This window comes from Candidatus Francisella endociliophora (genome assembly GCF_000764555.1).
GTDB classification, from domain to species: Bacteria; Pseudomonadota; Gammaproteobacteria; order Francisellales; family Francisellaceae; genus Francisella; species Francisella endociliophora.
The window spans coordinates 1,130,615-1,147,552 of the sequence record NZ_CP009574.1 but is presented as its reverse complement, the minus strand read 5'-3'; the positions used below and the strand labels follow the sequence as shown (position 1 = coordinate 1,147,552).

Genomic DNA, 16,938 nt, shown 5'->3' with positions numbered 1-16,938 from the left:
TATGTCTTTAGTAGATTTAATATCGCCACTAGCGAAAGAAGATATTGATAGGGTTTTAAGTAAGTTTCCAGCAGATCAGAGAAGATCAGCTATTTTAGAAGGCTTACATATATTACAGGATCAAAATGGTGGCTATTTAACAGATGATTTACAAACAGCTTTGGCTGAGTACTTACAGGTAAGCAAAGTTGATGTTTATGAAGTTGCAACTTTTTACTGTATGTATGATTTGAAGCCTGTTGGTAGACACAAGCTTAACGTATGTACAAATGTTTCTTGTATGTTAAATGGTGCGTATGAGATTTTGGCACATATTGAGAAAAAACTTGGTATCAAACCTGGTGAGACTACAAAGGATGGTCGTATAACTCTAAAAGAAGTAGAGTGTCAAGGAGCTTGTTGTGGTTCACCAATGTTAGAGGTGGATAAAGTTTTTTATGAAAATCTAACTATAGAAAAAGTGAATCAACTTATTGATTCTTTGGAGTAGTTAAATGGCAAATGAAGTTTGTTTTCGTACCTTACACCTGGATAAGCCATATAGCTTAGAAGCTTACCTTTCTGTTGGTGGGTACTCATATTGGAATAAAATCTTAACAGAGAAAATTCCACCAGAAGAAATTATTGAACAGTTAAAGATTTCAGGACTTAGAGGTCGTGGTGGAGCTGGTTTCCCTGCTGGTCTAAAGTGGAGTTTTATGCCGCGTAATGCCCCTGGACAAAAATATGTTGTATGTAATTCAGATGAAGGTGAGCCGGGGACTTGTAAGGATAGGGAGATTCTTAGAAATAATCCTCACCAGCTTATTGAGGGTATGGCGATAGCTGGATATGTTGTAGGAGCTACAGCGGGTTATAACTACACAAGAGGTGAGTTTTATGAGCCGATTGCTAGATTTGAAGATGCTCTTATAGAAGCTTATCAAGCGGGACTTTTAGGTTCAAATATTAAATCATCAGGCATCTCGTTTGATTTGTATTCGGCTGTTGGTGCTGGTGCATATATTTGTGGTGAAGAGACAGCTCTTCTAAATTCTTTGGAAGGTAAGAAAGGTCGACCAAGATTTAAGCCGCCATTCCCAGCATTTAAGGGCTTGTATGGTAAGCCAACGAATATTAATAACACAGAAACTTATGCTTCTGTTCCTGCGATATTACAACATGGCGGAGAGTGGTTCAAAAAGTTAGGTACTGAAAAAAGTGGCGGTACTAAGCTTTTTTGCATTTCAGGACATGTTGAGAAACAAAGAGTTATGGAGATCAGTTTAGGTACTCCGTTTAAAGATGTTTTAGAAATGTGTGGCGGTATTCGTGGTGGCAAAAAGCTAAAAGCTGTGATTCCTGGCGGTAGCTCATCAAAGATCCTTACAGGTGAAGAGATGATGAAAGTCAATATGGATTATGAATCTATTGGTGAAGCTGGATCGATGCTTGGTTCAGGAGCAGTTGTAGTTTTAGATGAAACAACCTGTATGGTAAAAACTTTAGCAAGACTGGCTGATTTCTATCATGAAGAATCATGTGGTCAGTGTACACCATGCAGAGAGGGTACTGGTTGGTTAGCACGTACGCTACATAGGATTGTAGCTGGTGAAGGTAAGCCAGAGGATATAGATACTTTAGTTCGAGTGGCAACAAATATAGAAGGTAATTCCATTTGTGGTCTAGGTGATGCAGCAGCATGGCCAGTACAGAGTTATATTAATAAGTTCAAGGATGAGTTTGTTTATATGATTGAGAACAATGGTAAAAGTATAGTGGATCAATAGTTTATTGGAGTAATTTAAGTGTCAGACAATAAAGAATCCAAAAAAGTAAATATAGAGATTGATGGTAAGAATTATGAAGCTTTACCTAGTCAGTCGATAATTCAGGTTGCAGATGAAAATGGTATTTATATACCTAGATTTTGCTACCATAAGAAATTATCTGTAGCAGCAAACTGTAGAATGTGTTTGGTAGATGTTGAAGGTGCAAGGCGTGCCTCACCAGCCTGTGCAACACCTGTTATAGATGGTATGAAAGTCAAAACTCGTTCAGAGACAGCTCTAAAAATGCAAAAAGATATGATGGAATTTTTGCTTATTAACCATCCGTTGGATTGTCCAATATGCGATCAAGGTGGTGAGTGCGAATTGCAGGATATTGCTATGGGCTATGGTAATACTACTTCAGAGTACCATGAGACAAAAAGAGCTGTTGAAGATCCTGAACTAGGACCTCTTGTAGCTACAGATATGACTAGATGTATTCTTTGTACTCGCTGTGTGCGCTTTGGTGAAGAGGTTGCTGGAGTTAAAGAGCTTGGTGTAATGGGTCGTGGAGATCACTCTGCTATTAGTACTTACATGTCTGGTGATATGATGGATTCAGAAGTCTCTGGTAATGTTATTGATTTATGTCCAGTTGGAGCACTTACATCTAAGCCATTTAGATTTAAAGCAAGAGCTTGGGAGTTAAAACAATTTCCAACAGTATCAGCAGGTGATGCTTTAGCTACTGAGATAAATGCTCATGTATATCAAGGGAAAGTTGTTAGAGTAGTGCCTAGAGAGAGTGAAATTACAGGTACATGGATAGCAGATAGAGATAGGTTTGAGTATTCAGGTTTATATGCCCAGGATAGAATTCAGCAACCGATGATTAAAAAAGGTGATGATTGGGTAAATGTTTCATGGGAAGAAGCTTTAGATTTTGTAAAAGTTGCTGTTGAGAAGACAAAAGAAAAAGATGGTGTAGATGCTATATCTGCAATTATGTCTGAAGCATCAACTTCAGAAGAAATGTTTCTTATGAAAAAACTTCTTGCTGGAGTTGGTTCAACAAATATTGATGGTCGTGTTAGACAATATGCTGATATCGCTGGTATTAGTGCAGGTAAGGGACTTAGCTGCTCATTAGATAATATTCGTGAGAGTGATTTTATCTTAGTGTTTGGCTCAAATATTAGAAAAGAATATCCATTGGTAAACGTTGCTATTAAGGATGCTGTAGATCAAAATGGCGCAAATGTGGTTGCTTGGAATCTTTGTGAATATGACTTTAACTATGATGTTAAGCAAACTAGTTTAGCCGCTGATAATATTCAATATATTGCATTATCATTACTTAAAGCTATTTTCGTTAGGGCAAATATTCCTTATGGCGAGTTAGATGAGATTTTAAGGAAAGTGGATCCTGCTGCTGAAGTCAGAGAGGCTGCTGATAAGATAATTGCAGCTGAAAATCCAAAGATAATCATTGGTCAGGATATCGTTAATACAAGTAGTTTTGAGACTGTATTCAGTGTTTTTGATATATTAGAAAAAGTTTCTAATATTAAAGGTGGTGTTTTAGCTAGTAATGTAAACTCTGTTGCTGCAGATAGATTATTTAGCTCATCTAAGTCTGAATTTAGTACTTATAAATGTTTAAATGGTCAGACAGGAACTAAGCTTTTATTTACAGCACATACTGAGCTTGCTAAAGATAGTATGTATGGAGAACAAAGGTTAAGAAATGCTCTAAGAGATATAGATATTGTAGTAAGTTTTACGTCATTTGCTGATAAGTTTACAAAAGATACTTCTGATATAATTATACCAGTAGCTACTCATTATGAGACTAGTGGTAGTTTTGTTGATCTATTTGGTAATACAAAAGAGTTTAGGCAAGCTGTTAAACCATATGGTGATAGCAAGGAATTGTGGAGAGTTATCAGAGTTTTAGGTAATCTTTTAGAGCTAGAAGGATTTGAATACAATACTATTTCAGAGGTTACAAAAGATACTTACGCATCTAGATCAAGAGTAACAGCAAATCATGTTAGACAAGTGTTAAATGCAGATCTTGAGTATCAAAAAAATATTGTATTTGTTGCATCTAACTCTATGTATGGTTCTAATAGTATTCTTAGGCGTGCAGAGCCTCTACAACAGACTAAAGATGCAAAGCGCTTTGCGGGTGTGAGAATATCACAAGAATTAGCTGATGAGATAGGGTTAAAAGATCCTAAAGGAGTTATCAAGATTTATGATATTGATAATGAAATAAACCCTGAAGTAACAGTTGATTCTAGTTTGCAAGCTAAAAATATTATGTTTCCAAGAGCTTTGTTTAAAGACTTTTTGCTAGGTGACAATATTTCAATTAAGTTAGTAGAAGAGGAGGAGAAGTAAGATGATAGAATATATCTTGTGGACAGCACTTTATGTATTGCTGATTGTTATTCCTCTTATCTTAGTTGTTGCATACTATACTTATGCAGAAAGAAAAATTATTGGCTACATGCAAGATAGACTTGGACCAAATAGGGTTGGTTCTTTTGGTTTATTACAGCCAATCTTTGATGCCTTAAAACTTTTCTTAAAAGAAATTATTGTTCCAACAAATTCAAATAGATACTTGTTTTTTGTAGCTCCAATTCTAGCATTTGCGCCAGCTTATGCGGCTTGGGCTGTTATTCCTTTTTCAAAAGGTGTAGTGTTATCTGATATGAATCTTGGCTTACTGTATATCCTTGCCATGACTTCATTCTCAATATATGGTGTGGTGATAGCTGGCTGGGCTTCAAACAGTAAGTACTCGTTATTTGGAGCATTAAGAGCAGGTGCTCAAGTTATCTCTTATGAGTTGGCTATGGGCTTTGCTATTGTTGGTGTAGTCATAGCTGCAGGTTCTATGGGGATTTCAGGAATTATTGAGTCTCAAACTGGTGGCATTTGGCATTGGTATTTCATTCCATTGTTTCCATTATTTATTGTGTACTTTATCGCAGGTATTGCTGAGACAAATAGAGCACCTTTTGATGTGGTTGAGGGTGAGTCAGAGATCGTTGCAGGACACCATATTGAGTATACAGGTTCTAGATTTGCACTGTTTTTCTTAGCTGAGTATGCAAATATGATTTTGATAAGTATACTAACAGCTATTATGTTTTTGGGTGGTTGGAACTCTCCACTTCAAGGTACGCCTTTAGAAGCAATCTTTAGTTTTGTGCCAGGTGTTGTGTGGTTATTTGCTAAGACTGGTATATTTATGTTTATGTTCTTGTGGGTCAGAGCGACATTCCCAAGATATAGATATGACCAAATCATGCGTTTAGGCTGGAAGATCTTTATACCTCTTACATTTGTATGGGTTGTTGTGGTTGCATTTATGGTCAGGTTTGGCGTAGGACCTTGGTGGTAATAAAAGGGATATTATTATGAGAAATATAGCAAATTTTTTTAAAACCTTTTTATTATGGGAGCTTTTAAAGGGAATGAAAGTTACAGGTAAACACTTTTTTACCCGTAAAGTTACTGTTCAATATCCTGATGAGAAGACTCCAATATCAAATAGGTTTAGAGGGCTACATGCTCTTAGACGCTATGAGAATGGCGAAGAAAGGTGTATTGCTTGTAAGCTATGTGAAGTTGTTTGTCCAGCTTTAGCAATTACTATTAATTCAACAGAAAGAGACGATGGTACGCGTAGAACATCAAGTTATGAAATTGATTTATTCAAATGTATCTTTTGTGGTTTTTGTGAGGAGTCATGCCCTGTTGATTCAATTGTTGAGACAAATATTCTTGAGTATCACTTCGAAGAGCGCGGTGAGAATATTATGACAAAAGCTAAACTTCTTGCTATTGGTGATAAATATGAATCACAAATTGCAGCAGATAGATTGCAAGATAAGGATTTTAGGTAGAGATATGCTTGTAACAGATATTTTATTTTATATTTTTGCTTCATTGGCGATAATTTCTGCACTAGTTTTGGTGTTGGGTAACAATCCTGTTAATTCTGTAGTAGCAATGATCTCAACATTTATATTTACAGCTGGGGTATGGATTATATTACAACAAGTATACTTAGCCTTATTGCTAATAGTTGTGTATGTTGGTGCCGTGTTAGTTATGTTTTTATTTGTTGTCTTCATGCTTGATTTACATGTTGAAAAACAAGGTAGAGTTGGAAGATTCTTTTATGCTTTAGCTGCTGTTATTGTTTGTGCTGTATTTGCAACAATTATAAGTTATGCAGTTACTCATGTTTTTGCTGATCAGCAGATGCAGGGGGGCGTAGGTGGTCTAAGAATTATAGGATCTACTATGTTTGATAACAATAATCTATATGTATTTGAGCTGATCGACTTTATATTATTAGCAGCGATGACTGCTGCAATTACTCTAACTCTTAGAGCTAAGCGTAAAGATAATAGAGCTGTTAATCCGGCTAAGCAAGTTAAGGTTAGAGCAAAAGATCGTTTAACTATGGTTAAAATGCCAAGTAATAAAGAGGGCTCTAAAGATGAATAGTATCTCTGTTTCAGTTACTAATGGACTGATTTTTAGTACAATTTTATTTGTTATAAGTGTAGCAGGCATTATCATCAATAGAAGAAATATTCTGATACTTTTGATGTCTATCGAGCTAATGCTTCTAGCAGTTAATACAAATTTCTTGATATTTGCTAATATGCATCATCAAGCGATGGGTGGAGTTTTTGTATTCTTTATAATGGCAGTGGCAGCTGCTGAAACAGCTATTGGATTAGCTATAGTTGTTGCAATATTTAGAAAACGTAAGACTATTGATTTAAGTAAACTAAATACACTAAGAGGTTAGTAGGCTATGACAATAAATTCTCAAATAGCATCTGTACTAATCGCGGTTATAGTTTTAGCTCCTTTGTTAGGTGCTTTAATTGCTGGGTTTGCTGGTAAGTCGATCAAGAATGCAGGTGTAAACTTTTTTACAATTACTTTATGTGGACTTTCATTTGTCTTAAGTGCTATTTTAGCTTGTGGTGTATTTGGTAGTAATGAAGTGTATACGGTTAGTTTCTATCAATGGGCGCCTATTTCAAATTTGTTTTCATTTGATGTTGGTTTTACAGTAAATAAGATAACTGTATATATGATGTTGATAGTAACATCTGTATCTACGCTTGTGCATATATATTCTATTGGATATATGAAAGGCGAAGAAGGCTATGCAAGATTCTTTGCATATATCTCAGGCTTTACATTTTCAATGCTTACCTTAGTTATGGGGAATAACTTCTTACTTCTATTCTTTGGTTGGGAAGGTGTTGGTTTATTCTCATACTTGCTTATTGGCTTCTACTTTACTAGAGAGAAAGCGATTGTTGCTAGTTTAAGAGCATTTTTAGTAAATAGGGTTGGTGACTTAGGTTTCTTACTAGGTATCGGCGCAGTTATTTTATATACTGGTTCGGTAGATTACACTACGGTTTTTGCTTCATTATCAAGTATTGATAATACTCAAACAATTCATTTCTTAGGATTAAGTTTTAGTCCAGTTACACTTATGTGTTCATTGTTATTTATAGGTGCAATGGGTAAATCTGCTCAATTTCCACTACATTCTTGGTTAGAGGGGTCAATGGAAGGTCCTACGCCAATTTCAGCATTAATCCATGCTGCAACAATGGTTACAGCTGGTGTATTTATGGTGGCAAGATTATCGCCAATGTTTGTACTATCGCCAGCAGCCCTAAGTTTTGTATTGATAATTGGTGCCATTACTTGTTTGTTTATGGGTCTGATTGCTATTGTTCAAACAGATATTAAGAGGGTTATTGCTTACTGTACTCTATCTCAGCTTGGTTATATGATGGTGGCACAAGGTGCTGGGGCATTCTCAATTGGTATGTTCCATCTTATGACCCATGCAATGTTTAAGGCTTTGTTATTCTTGGCAGCTGGTTCTGTTATTGTTGCTATGCATCATGAGCAAGATATTCGTAGAATGGGAGGCTTAAGAAAATATATGCCTGTTACATATATATGTATGTTTATAGGTGCTTGGGCTCTTGCAGCGTTACCGCCATTCTCTGGTTTCTTCTCAAAAGATTTGATTATTGAGGCTGCTCAATCTACTACTGTATATGGGCATCAGTTTGCATACTACATGGTGTTAGCTTGTGCTTTTGTAACTTCTTTCTATATCTTTAGGATGTTCTTCCTTGTTTTCCATGGAAAAGAGAGAATGTCTGAAAAAGAAAGATCACATATTAAAGAATCACCGTTTAGTATATTGTTACCGTTAATATTGTTAGCAATACCTTCGGCATTTATAGGTGAGTACTTCTTTAGTAGTATTTTATCGCAAGATAATGGTTTATTTGGCAATACTATCAGCTCTTACGCTCAGTCAGGTTTGCATGGTATGTCAGTTACAGCTCATCTTGCTGGTGAGTCTGCTATGCAAAATCCTATGACCTATATGACTCACTCACTAGAAACAGTACCTTTCTGGTTGGCGCTAAGTGCTTTAGTTTTGTCGTATGTATTGTATATATGGGTTCCAGCTATTCCAAAAGCTTTAGCAACTACGAAATCTGGTTTTGGGATTGTTTATCATATTTTGGTCAAAAAGTATTTTATTGACACTTTATATGATGTCATATTTGTAAGTATTTTCTTAGCTATTAGTAATTTCCTATGGAAAGCTGTAGATATCTTTATTATAGATAAAACTGTTGTGCATGGTACATCTAACTTGATATACCATACAGGTGATAGCTTTAGAAAGATACAGCGTGGATATTTGTTCGACTATGCATTTGTAATGATGGTCGGTGTATTATTATTTATGATTTTGCTAATTTCTGTATAGAGCAAGTTAGAGGATAAATTTGTATTATGAATTTAGGTAATTACTTATTAAGCTTGATAATATGGCTCCCAATAGTCGGTGGTTTTGTTGTTTTAGCAACAAGGACTAAAGAGTTACATGGGGATGCGGCACGCTGGGTTGCATTAGTGTTTAGCTGCTTAACTGTAGCGTTATGTATCCCATTAGTTACTTCTTTTGACTATAGTAGTTCTGCAATGCAATTCCAAGAATCTGCGAAATGGTTCACAGTGTTTGGTATGCATGATATCTACTATAGCTTGGGTGTCGATGGTTTCTCTGTGTTGTTTATCGTTTTAACTTCTTTTGCAACGCTTGTGATCGTATTAGCAGCATGGACTTCTATCAAGACTAAAGTTAGACAATACATGGCAATCTTTTTGATTACATGTGGCTTAACAAATGGTGTATTTTGTGCGACTGACTCAATTTTGTATTATGTGTTCTGGGAGGCTTTACTAATCCCTACTTGTCTTGGTATAGGTATTTGGGGTGGTAAGAATAAAGCTTATGCAGCAGTTAAATACTTTATGTATACATTCTTTGGATCAGTATTTTTATTGGCTGCTATCTTATATATTCAAACAAGAGTAGCCGGATCATCTTCAGATATTTTAGTAAATGCAGATACCTATTCAATCCAAAACTTTATCGCTTGGGCAACACAATCTCAAGGTTTAACGGATACTGTTAAGTTTACTCTTACAGCACAATGGCTTGTGTTTGGAGCATTTTTCTTAGCTTTTGCTGTTAAGATTCCTATGTGGCCATTCCATTCTTGGTTGCCAGATGCTCACTCAGAGGCGCCTGCTGGTGGTTCTGTAATTCTAGCAGCTCTTATGCTTAAGCTTGGTGCCTATGGTTTCTTAAGATTTGCTATTCCTATGCTACCAGAAGTTACAGCTACTTTAGGTTATGCTTTGATCATCATGTCTTTGATTGCAATTGTGTATGTTGGTGTAGTCGCGGTGGCTCAAACTGATGTTAAGAGATTGATTGCATATTCATCAATATCTCACATGGGTCTAGTAACTCTTGGCATGTTTTCAATATTTATTTTGAAAAATGCTGATCCAATGCTTGGTACTACCCATGCACAAATGGCATTACAAGGTGCTGTTTTTCAGATGATTGCACATGCATTTTCATCTGGCGGTATGTTTATTGGTATTGGTTATCTATATCTAAGAATGCATACTAGAAATATCTCTGATTTTTCTGGTGTGGCAAAAACTATGCCAATATTTGCAACATTTTTCTTACTTTTCTGTATGGCTAATGTTGGTTTACCTGGTACAAGTGGTTTTGTTGGTGAGTTTATGATCTTACTAGCAGTTTTCCAATATTCCCCATTGATAGCATTGATTGCAGGGTTAACTCTTGTAATTGCTCCAATATATACATTATGGATGTATAAGAGAGTATTCTTTGGTGAAGTTGTATCTACACAAGTAGCGAATCTTACAGATTTAAATAGAATGGAGCTATTTGTATTTATATTGTTAGCGATACCAACTTTGTTGTTTGGTTTATATCCAGAGCCGATACTGCATCTGTCTGAGGCAGCGTCAGCACATATTGTTGGTTTATCTCTATAGGGTGGTGTTTTGATTATGAGTTTATCAATACTTTATATATTACCGGAAATATTATTGGCAGTTGGCATCATTGTAGTGATGTTTTCTGGCCTTTTTCTACATGGTAAAATTAGAAATATTAATTATATTTTTTTCCAAGTATTTGTAGTACTTGCTCTTATAGCAACTTTTACAAAAGACTTCTTACTACAGTCAAGTGGTTCAGTATTTGAAGGTCAAGTTGTATTTAGTGGTTTTGCATATACATTACAAATAGTGATTTTGGTTTTAGCCCTTTTTGTAGCTTTATACTCAAGAGAGTATGTTAAAGATAGAAAAATTTCTGATGGTGATTTTTATACATTACTAATGCTATGTGTGCTAGGTGCAATGGTTCTTACAGCAGCACATAGTTTAGTTACTATTTATGTTGGCTTAGAGCTTTTATCTTTACCTATGTACGCTTTAATTGCTATTTATAGAGATTCTGGCAAGGGTCTTGAGGCATCTATTAAGTATTTTGTATTAGGTGCAATTGCGTCAGCATTATTACTATTTGGTATGTCATTCGTATATGGTATGACGGGAGAGCTTGACATTACAAGCATTGCTCATGTATTAGCTCAAGGAAACTTTACAGGCTTAGAGCAACAGTTCTTACTTGTATGCCTAGTAATGATGATTGCAACATTCTTATTTAAGCTTGGTGCTTTTCCTTTTCATATGTGGTTACCAGATGTTTATGAAGGTGCGCCTAATGCTGTAGCAAATATTGTAGCTACAATTCCAAAAGTTGCTGCTTTTGCGATGCTTGTGAATATTTTATTTGTAGGCTTTCCTTCGCTTAAAGATTCTTGGATATATCTATTTAGAGTTATTGGAATACTGTCGATCTTCTTTGGTAGTTTAGTGGCATTGTCACAAACTAATATTAAGAGACTACTTGGTTACTCTACAGTTTCGCAAATTGGTTTTGTACTTCTAGCAACAACTTTAGATCCGCAAGGATATGCTTTAACAGCTGCTAGCTTCTATGTGATCGTATATGTGTTTACAACATTAGCGGTGTTTGGTGTACTTACAACAATTTCTGTTGGTGGTTATGAAGTTCAAGATCTTAAAGATTTGAAAGGCTTTAATACTAAAGATTCTTGGCTAGCATTTATCTTATTGATAACGCTATTCTCGATGGCAGGTATTCCTCCATTTGGTGGGTTTATTGCTAAGCTATTTGTTGTTATGGGGCTGATCAATGATGGGAATTATGTGATTGCGTGTTTCGTGTTATTTATGGCAGTAGTAGCATCATTCTATTATGTCAGAGTTATCAAGACTATGTATTTTGATGATCCAGAAAATGACGAGACAGTTAAACCGCCTTTAACATCTTTAGTAGCATTAAGTGTTAATGGTTTGGTACTTTTATTCTTAGGTATTATGCCAATGCTTCTTTTAGGGGTGCTTACTCAAGTTACTAACGTAATTTAATTAGTTTTTATTTATTAATTATCTCAATAAATTCATTAATAATTTCCTCGACACTCTTTTCAATATTTATATTTACTATAAATTTTTCATTTTTGGGGAACTCAAGGGTTGAAAACTGACTCTCAAGCAAACTAATGGGCATATAGTGATCAGAGCGTTTAGTCATTCGATTTTCAATAGTAGAAAAGCTTCCGTGCAAATGCAAAAAATGTAGCTTGTTATTATAAGATCTTAACTGATCTCTATATTTTTTCTTTAATGCTGAGCATGCTATTATGATATGTTTACTGGCGAGTATCTCTCCAATGTTTTTTAGCCAATCCTTTCGATCATCATCTGTAAGAGGAGTACCGCTTTTCATTTTTTTGATATTTGATTCTGGGTGTAAGATATCTCCATCGATAAATGGAATATTTAATTTTTTTGACAGAGCTTTTCCAACAGTTGATTTTCCACACCCTGATACTCCCATAACTATAATTGGGAAAGTAAGTTGTCGAAGGTTTTTATTGTTCACGAGAGTTCCTAATTTCTGTACTAAAGTGTAGTGATTCTTTATACTTGTAATACTAACACGCACTAGGTATTAATAAAATTGTCTTCTTTAATGTTGATAGGTATTGCAGTGTTTGCAATATTCTTACTTTTATTCTTAGTAATGAAGGTCCGATTACATGCATTTGTAGCTTTACTTCTTGTTTCTATTATAACAGCTCTATTATCTGGTCAGGACCCTTCTAAAGTTGCAGATTCCATACAAAATGGTATGGGAGGAACCTTAGGTTTTATTGCTGTGGTGGTTGGTTTGGGAGCAATGTTTGGTAAAGTTATGGAAGTCACTGGTGCGCTTGATCAAATTGCTAACTCTTTAATAAGGAAGTTTGGAGACAATAGAGCAAATATTGCAATGACTTTAGTTGGCTTTATTTGTGCAATCCCTTTGTTTTTTGATGTAGCATTTGTGTTGCTTATAGGGATAGCTTTTGCAGTAGTGCGAAGAACTGATCAAAAAATGATAAAGATAGCTATCGCACTTTTAGCAGGTATAGCTACTTGTCAGGCGTACCTAATACCAGCAGCTGGGCCAATTCTAGTAGCATCACAATTAGGTGCAGATTATGGATATATGATTATATTTGCATTAGTTATTAGTATCCCAGCCATGGTTCTTGCAGGGCCAGTTTTTGGCAGCTGGATCTCAAAGCGTGTGGATGTTGATCTACCAGATTTTGAAGATATTCGTGAGAGTGAGTATGAAGGTAGTGTATTACCTACATTAAAGTTATCGCTGTTTCTTTTATTATTGCCATTACTTTTGATTATGTTAAAGACAGTTGTATCTTTATTTATAAGTCAAAATACTGTTTTTTATAAATGGCTAGTATTTTTTGGTCATCCTTTTACAGCTTTGATTATATCCTGTTTATGCTGTTTTTATTTCTTAGGAGTGCGCAGAGGCTTGTCAAATGATAAAATTATGGCTATTTGTAGTACAGCAATGCAACCTGTTGGGATAATTATATTAGTTACAGGGGCTGGAGGAGTTTTTAAGCAGGTTTTAATTGACTCAGGTGTTGGTGCTGCTTTAGGAACTATGCTGTCAGATTCAGGGATGCCTATAGTTTTATCAGCATTTATACTGACAGCTGCTGTGCGTATTATTCAAGGCTCTGCGACAGTATCGATGCTTACGGCGAGCGGGCTTATATTGCCAATACTTCAAACAATGCATTTAAATGGTATGCAATTAGCCGTTGTTACATTAGCTATAGGGGGAGGGTCGATTGTATGCTCCCATGTTAATGATTCTGGTTTTTGGCTAGCAAGTCGCTATCTTGGTATGACTGAGAAGCAAACTTTACAGACCTGGACAGTGATGGAGACCATTATAGGTTGTACTGGTGGGATCATTGCACTTATTATTTCTGCCTTTTGGTAGTCGTTAGATTAATAGTATTAGTTTTGTTATAGGAATAAAAATGAGTTTTCAAAATACAGAAAAAAAAGCAAGTATAGCAGTAGTTGGCTTAGGCGTGATGGGGCAAAACCTTATTCTTAATATCGCTGACAAAGGATATAAGGTCGTTGCATATAATAGAGAAAAAGCGAGTGTAGATAATTTTCTAGAAGAGAATAAGCAAAACTCTAACATAATTGGCTCACATAGTGCTAAAGAAATGGTTGAGAAATTGAGCAACCCTAAGATAGTTTTTTTAATGGTAAAAGCTGGTTGGGTTGTTGATAGTTTTCTAGATGAGATTGTTCCTTTTCTTAATGAGGGTGATGTGGTAATCGATGGAGGGAACTCTAATTATCTAGATACTCAGAGAAGAAGTAGTGAGCTATCTGAAAAGGGTATTCATTTCATTGGTGCTGGTATATCAGGAGGTGAAGAGGGTGCAAGATATGGTGCATCAATAATGCCTGGTGGAGATCAAAAAGCATGGCCAATTGTTAGAGATATACTACAGGCGATCTCTGCTAAAACTACTGATGGAGAGTCATGTTGTAAATGGATAGGGCAAGGAGGCTCTGGCCATTTTGTCAAAATGGTTCATAATGGAATTGAGTATGGTGATATGCAGCTTATCTCTGAGGTTTATCATTTTATGAAAGTTGCTCTAAGTCTTGAAAATGATCAAATGGCAGGAGTTTTTGAGGATTGGAATGAAAACTCTATGCTGAAGAGCTACCTTATCGAAATTACAGCGAAAATTTTAGAGTTTAAAGACAGTGATGGCCAGTATGTTTTAGATTATATTTTGGATAGAGCAGGACAAAAAGGCACAGGTAAGTGGACTGCTATGGAGTCATTAGATGTAGGCTCACCTTTGACCTTAATTGCTGAGAGTGTCTTCGCTCGATTTTTATCTTCACAAAAGGACACTCGAGTAAAAGCTGAGAACTTTTATTGTTGTGTAAAGGAAAGAAGAGTAGAGCTCTCAGAAGAAATTATTAAAGATCTACAACAAGCTTTATTATTCGCGAAAATCATATCTTATGCCCAAGGATTTATGCTTATGAAAGAAGCTTCTGACAAAAATGAATGGAAGTTGAATTATGGTGATATAGCGCTTGTATGGAGAGAGGGGTGTATTATCAGAAGTGTATTTTTAAATGATATAAAATCGGCATATAGTAAAAATCCTGAGTTAGAAAATCTATTGTTTGATGACTATTTTAAGGGAGTTATAAAAGAAACACTCCCTAGCATAAGGTCTATAGCAAGTTTAGCGATTAAAGCTGGTATACCAATGCCAGCTTTAAATTCAGCTATAACATTTTTTGATGGTTTTACAACAGCTAGATTACCAGCTAACTTGCTACAAGCCCAGAGAGATTATTTTGGTGCCCATACATATCAGAGGGTTGATAGAGGTGAGAGCGAGTTTTTTCACACTAACTGGAATATATAGTTTTTGATTATTGCCTATTATCTCTATACCTTTTATACTTTCTCATAGATATCAAAATAATTTTCAAAAACTATGAAAGAGATTCTTGGCCCAATAAATGATGTAATCAAAAACTCAAAAGAAAGCTTAGTTAATAAAAGTCTTAAAAAGCTTGATGTAGTGAGCAGAGAAGAGTTTGAAGTACAGAAAAAAATCCTTTTAAAAACTCGCCAAAAACTTGAATCAATAGAGGCAAAATTAGACCAACTTTTAGCTAAGAAAAAATAAGATGTCATTAGCGGTCTTAAAAAGTCGAGCACAACTTGGTATAGAAGCTCCTTTGGTTTCTATTGAAGTTCATCTTTCAAATGGTTTGCCAGGATTATCAATAGTTGGCTTGCCAGAAGCAGCAGTTAAAGAGAGTAAAGATCGTGTAAGAAGTGCAATTATAAACTCAGGCTTTAATTTCCCGAATAAGCGAATCACGATAAATCTTGCACCAGCTGATTTACCTAAAAGTAGTGGACGATTTGATTTGCCGATAGCTCTGGGTGTGTTGTATGCTTCAGGTCAGGTAAATATATCTCAAGATATTGATAATTATGAATTTGCAGGAGAATTATCTCTTAGTGGCGATTTACGCAAAATTTCAAGTGCTATTCCGATGGCAATTAAATGTGTGCAAGAAAATAAAAAGCTTGTCATTCCAATTCAAAATGAGAAAGAGATAGGGTTGGTAGAAGATATTCAGGCATATAGTTTTGATACACTAAAAGCCGTTGCTGATTTTTTATCAGGTGAACAGAAAGCTCAAGTTAAGCCAAATGTAGATATAGATTTTGATAGTTTGTATCAAGATCTCGAAGATGTTAAAGGGCAATATCAAGCAAGAAGAGCTTTAGAGATTGCAGCTGCTGGAGGACATAACATTCTGTTGGTTGGACCACCAGGTACTGGTAAGACAATGTTGGCTAGTAGATTAAACTCTATTTTGCCACCATTGGACAAAAAAGAGGCTCTTTCATCTGCCATGATTTCATCTATTAAAGGTGAGTCTGATATAGCTGAGAGTTTTTATAAGCGACCATTTCGCCATCCTCATCATACTTCATCAGGGGTATCTTTAGTTGGTGGTGGTAGTAATCCAATGCCAGGAGAAATTTCATTAGCTCATAATGGTGTATTATTTTTAGATGAGTTACCAGAATTTGATCGTAAGGTACTTGAGGTTTTGCGGGAGCCATTAGAAACAGGCATTGTAAATATTTCTCGAGCAAGATGTCAGGTTGAGTATCCGGCAAACTTCCAGCTAATTGCTGCAATGAATCCTTGTCCTTGTGGTTATTTAGGTTCGCAGTATAAAGAATGTGCGGATTCAATACAGGCTATTCGGAGATATCAAAGTAAGCTTTCAGGTCCTTTGCTTGATAGGATTGATCTACATGTCGAGGTGTTAGAACTATCGAAAGATGATTTGACAAACCAAGAGCTCAGAGGTGAAAAGAGTAGTGCTGTCAGAGAAAGGGTAAAGAAAACGCGCGATATTCAAATAGCTCGACAAGGTAAAATCAATTCAATGCTAAGTAGTAAAGAGCTTGATAAAGTTTGTAACCTTGATGATGATAGTAAGAAAATGCTTTCATTAGCTATAGAAAAGCTTGGACTATCAGCACGAGGGTATTATAAAATACTTAAAGTTGCTAGAACGATAGCAGATCTTAATGGTTGTAAAGATATTCAAAAGGCAGCTATTCAAGAGGCTATTAGTTATAGAAAAATGGATAAATTTATAAAATAATTATTTGTTTCGCTGCTGATGTGCGAAAATACTTAAAATGGATACTAGATTA

15 protein-coding genes are annotated in these 16,938 nt (G+C 35.6%); 14 read left to right on the top strand and 1 reads right to left on the bottom strand.

From position 1 onward, the window contains the following. The first annotated feature begins 1 nt into the window (after window position 1). From QI37_RS05680 to QI37_RS05635, 10 genes are read left to right on the top strand one after another with little or no spacing between them, the layout of a single operon-like run. Window positions 2-490, top strand: coding sequence for an NADH-quinone oxidoreductase subunit NuoE family protein (locus QI37_RS05680; RefSeq protein WP_040009379.1), 489 nt, complete (start codon window positions 2-4; stop codon window positions 488-490). 4 nt (window positions 491-494) lie between these two features. Next, entirely contained in the window at window positions 495-1,769 is a 1,275-nt protein-coding gene (nuoF, locus tag QI37_RS05675; protein WP_040009378.1) for an NADH-quinone oxidoreductase subunit NuoF, read from the top strand. 18 nt (window positions 1,770-1,787) lie between these two features. Beyond that, window positions 1,788-4,157, top strand: a complete 2,370-nt coding sequence (gene nuoG, locus QI37_RS05670; protein WP_040009375.1) for an NADH-quinone oxidoreductase subunit NuoG — start codon at window positions 1,788-1,790, stop codon at window positions 4,155-4,157. Window position 4,158: 1 nt separating this feature from the next. Beyond that, entirely contained in the window at window positions 4,159-5,169 is a 1,011-nt protein-coding gene (gene nuoH, locus QI37_RS05665; protein ID WP_040009371.1) for an NADH-quinone oxidoreductase subunit NuoH, read from the top strand. A gap of 16 nt (window positions 5,170-5,185) precedes the next feature. After that, the gene (gene nuoI / locus QI37_RS05660) at window positions 5,186-5,674 is read left to right on the top strand and encodes an NADH-quinone oxidoreductase subunit NuoI (RefSeq protein ID WP_040009368.1); all 489 of its coding nucleotides are present in this window, start codon (window positions 5,186-5,188) and stop codon (window positions 5,672-5,674) included. Window positions 5,675-5,678: 4 nt separating this feature from the next. Further along, window positions 5,679-6,284: an NADH-quinone oxidoreductase subunit J gene (locus QI37_RS05655; RefSeq protein ID WP_040009365.1), complete on the top strand. Its 606-nt coding sequence runs from the start codon at window positions 5,679-5,681 to the stop codon at window positions 6,282-6,284. Further along, entirely contained in the window at window positions 6,277-6,594 is a 318-nt protein-coding gene (gene nuoK, locus QI37_RS05650) for an NADH-quinone oxidoreductase subunit NuoK (protein ID WP_040009363.1), read from the top strand. Before QI37_RS05655 ends, nuoK begins: the two co-directional genes overlap by 8 nt. 6 nt (window positions 6,595-6,600) lie before the next feature. Next, window positions 6,601-8,610 carry an NADH-quinone oxidoreductase subunit L gene (gene nuoL, locus QI37_RS05645; protein ID WP_040009361.1) on the top strand — a complete coding sequence of 670 codons (2,010 nt, stop codon included), beginning with the start codon at window positions 6,601-6,603 and terminating at the stop codon, window positions 8,608-8,610. 26 nt (window positions 8,611-8,636) lie between these two features. Beyond that, complete coding sequence (locus tag QI37_RS05640) at window positions 8,637-10,226, top strand: complex I subunit 4 family protein (protein ID WP_040009359.1); 1,590 nt, start codon at window positions 8,637-8,639, stop codon at window positions 10,224-10,226. A gap of 15 nt (window positions 10,227-10,241) precedes the next feature. Then, window positions 10,242-11,693, top strand: coding sequence for an NADH-quinone oxidoreductase subunit N (locus QI37_RS05635; protein ID WP_040009357.1), 1,452 nt, complete (start codon window positions 10,242-10,244; stop codon window positions 11,691-11,693). A gap of 7 nt (window positions 11,694-11,700) precedes the next feature. On the opposite strand, the gene QI37_RS05630 is transcribed toward QI37_RS05635, so the two are convergent. Further along, the gene (locus QI37_RS05630) at window positions 11,701-12,210 is read right to left on the bottom strand and encodes a gluconokinase (protein ID WP_200883193.1); all 510 of its coding nucleotides are present in this window, start codon (window positions 12,208-12,210) and stop codon (window positions 11,701-11,703) included. Between the two features lie 78 nt (window positions 12,211-12,288). Between QI37_RS05630 and gntU the strand changes: the two genes are divergently transcribed. The 4 genes from gntU to QI37_RS05610 all read left to right on the top strand — a co-directional run bounded on the left by gntU (window position 12,289) and on the right by QI37_RS05610 (window position 16,886). Then, complete coding sequence (gene gntU, locus QI37_RS05625; RefSeq protein ID WP_040009355.1) at window positions 12,289-13,632, top strand: gluconate transporter; 1,344 nt, start codon at window positions 12,289-12,291, stop codon at window positions 13,630-13,632. Window positions 13,633-13,672: 40 nt separating this feature from the next. Next, window positions 13,673-15,109: a decarboxylating NADP(+)-dependent phosphogluconate dehydrogenase gene (gene gnd, locus QI37_RS05620; RefSeq protein WP_052399160.1), complete on the top strand. Its 1,437-nt coding sequence runs from the start codon at window positions 13,673-13,675 to the stop codon at window positions 15,107-15,109. Between the two features lie 72 nt (window positions 15,110-15,181). After that, a complete protein-coding gene (locus QI37_RS05615) occupies window positions 15,182-15,376 on the top strand; it encodes an accessory factor UbiK family protein (protein ID WP_040009353.1) in 195 nt (64 codons plus the stop codon). Between the two features lies 1 nt (window position 15,377). Next, on the top strand, window positions 15,378-16,886 hold the full coding sequence (locus tag QI37_RS05610; RefSeq protein WP_040009351.1) for a YifB family Mg chelatase-like AAA ATPase: 1,509 nt from the start codon (window positions 15,378-15,380) through the stop codon (window positions 16,884-16,886). Window positions 16,887-16,938 lie beyond the last annotated feature (52 nt).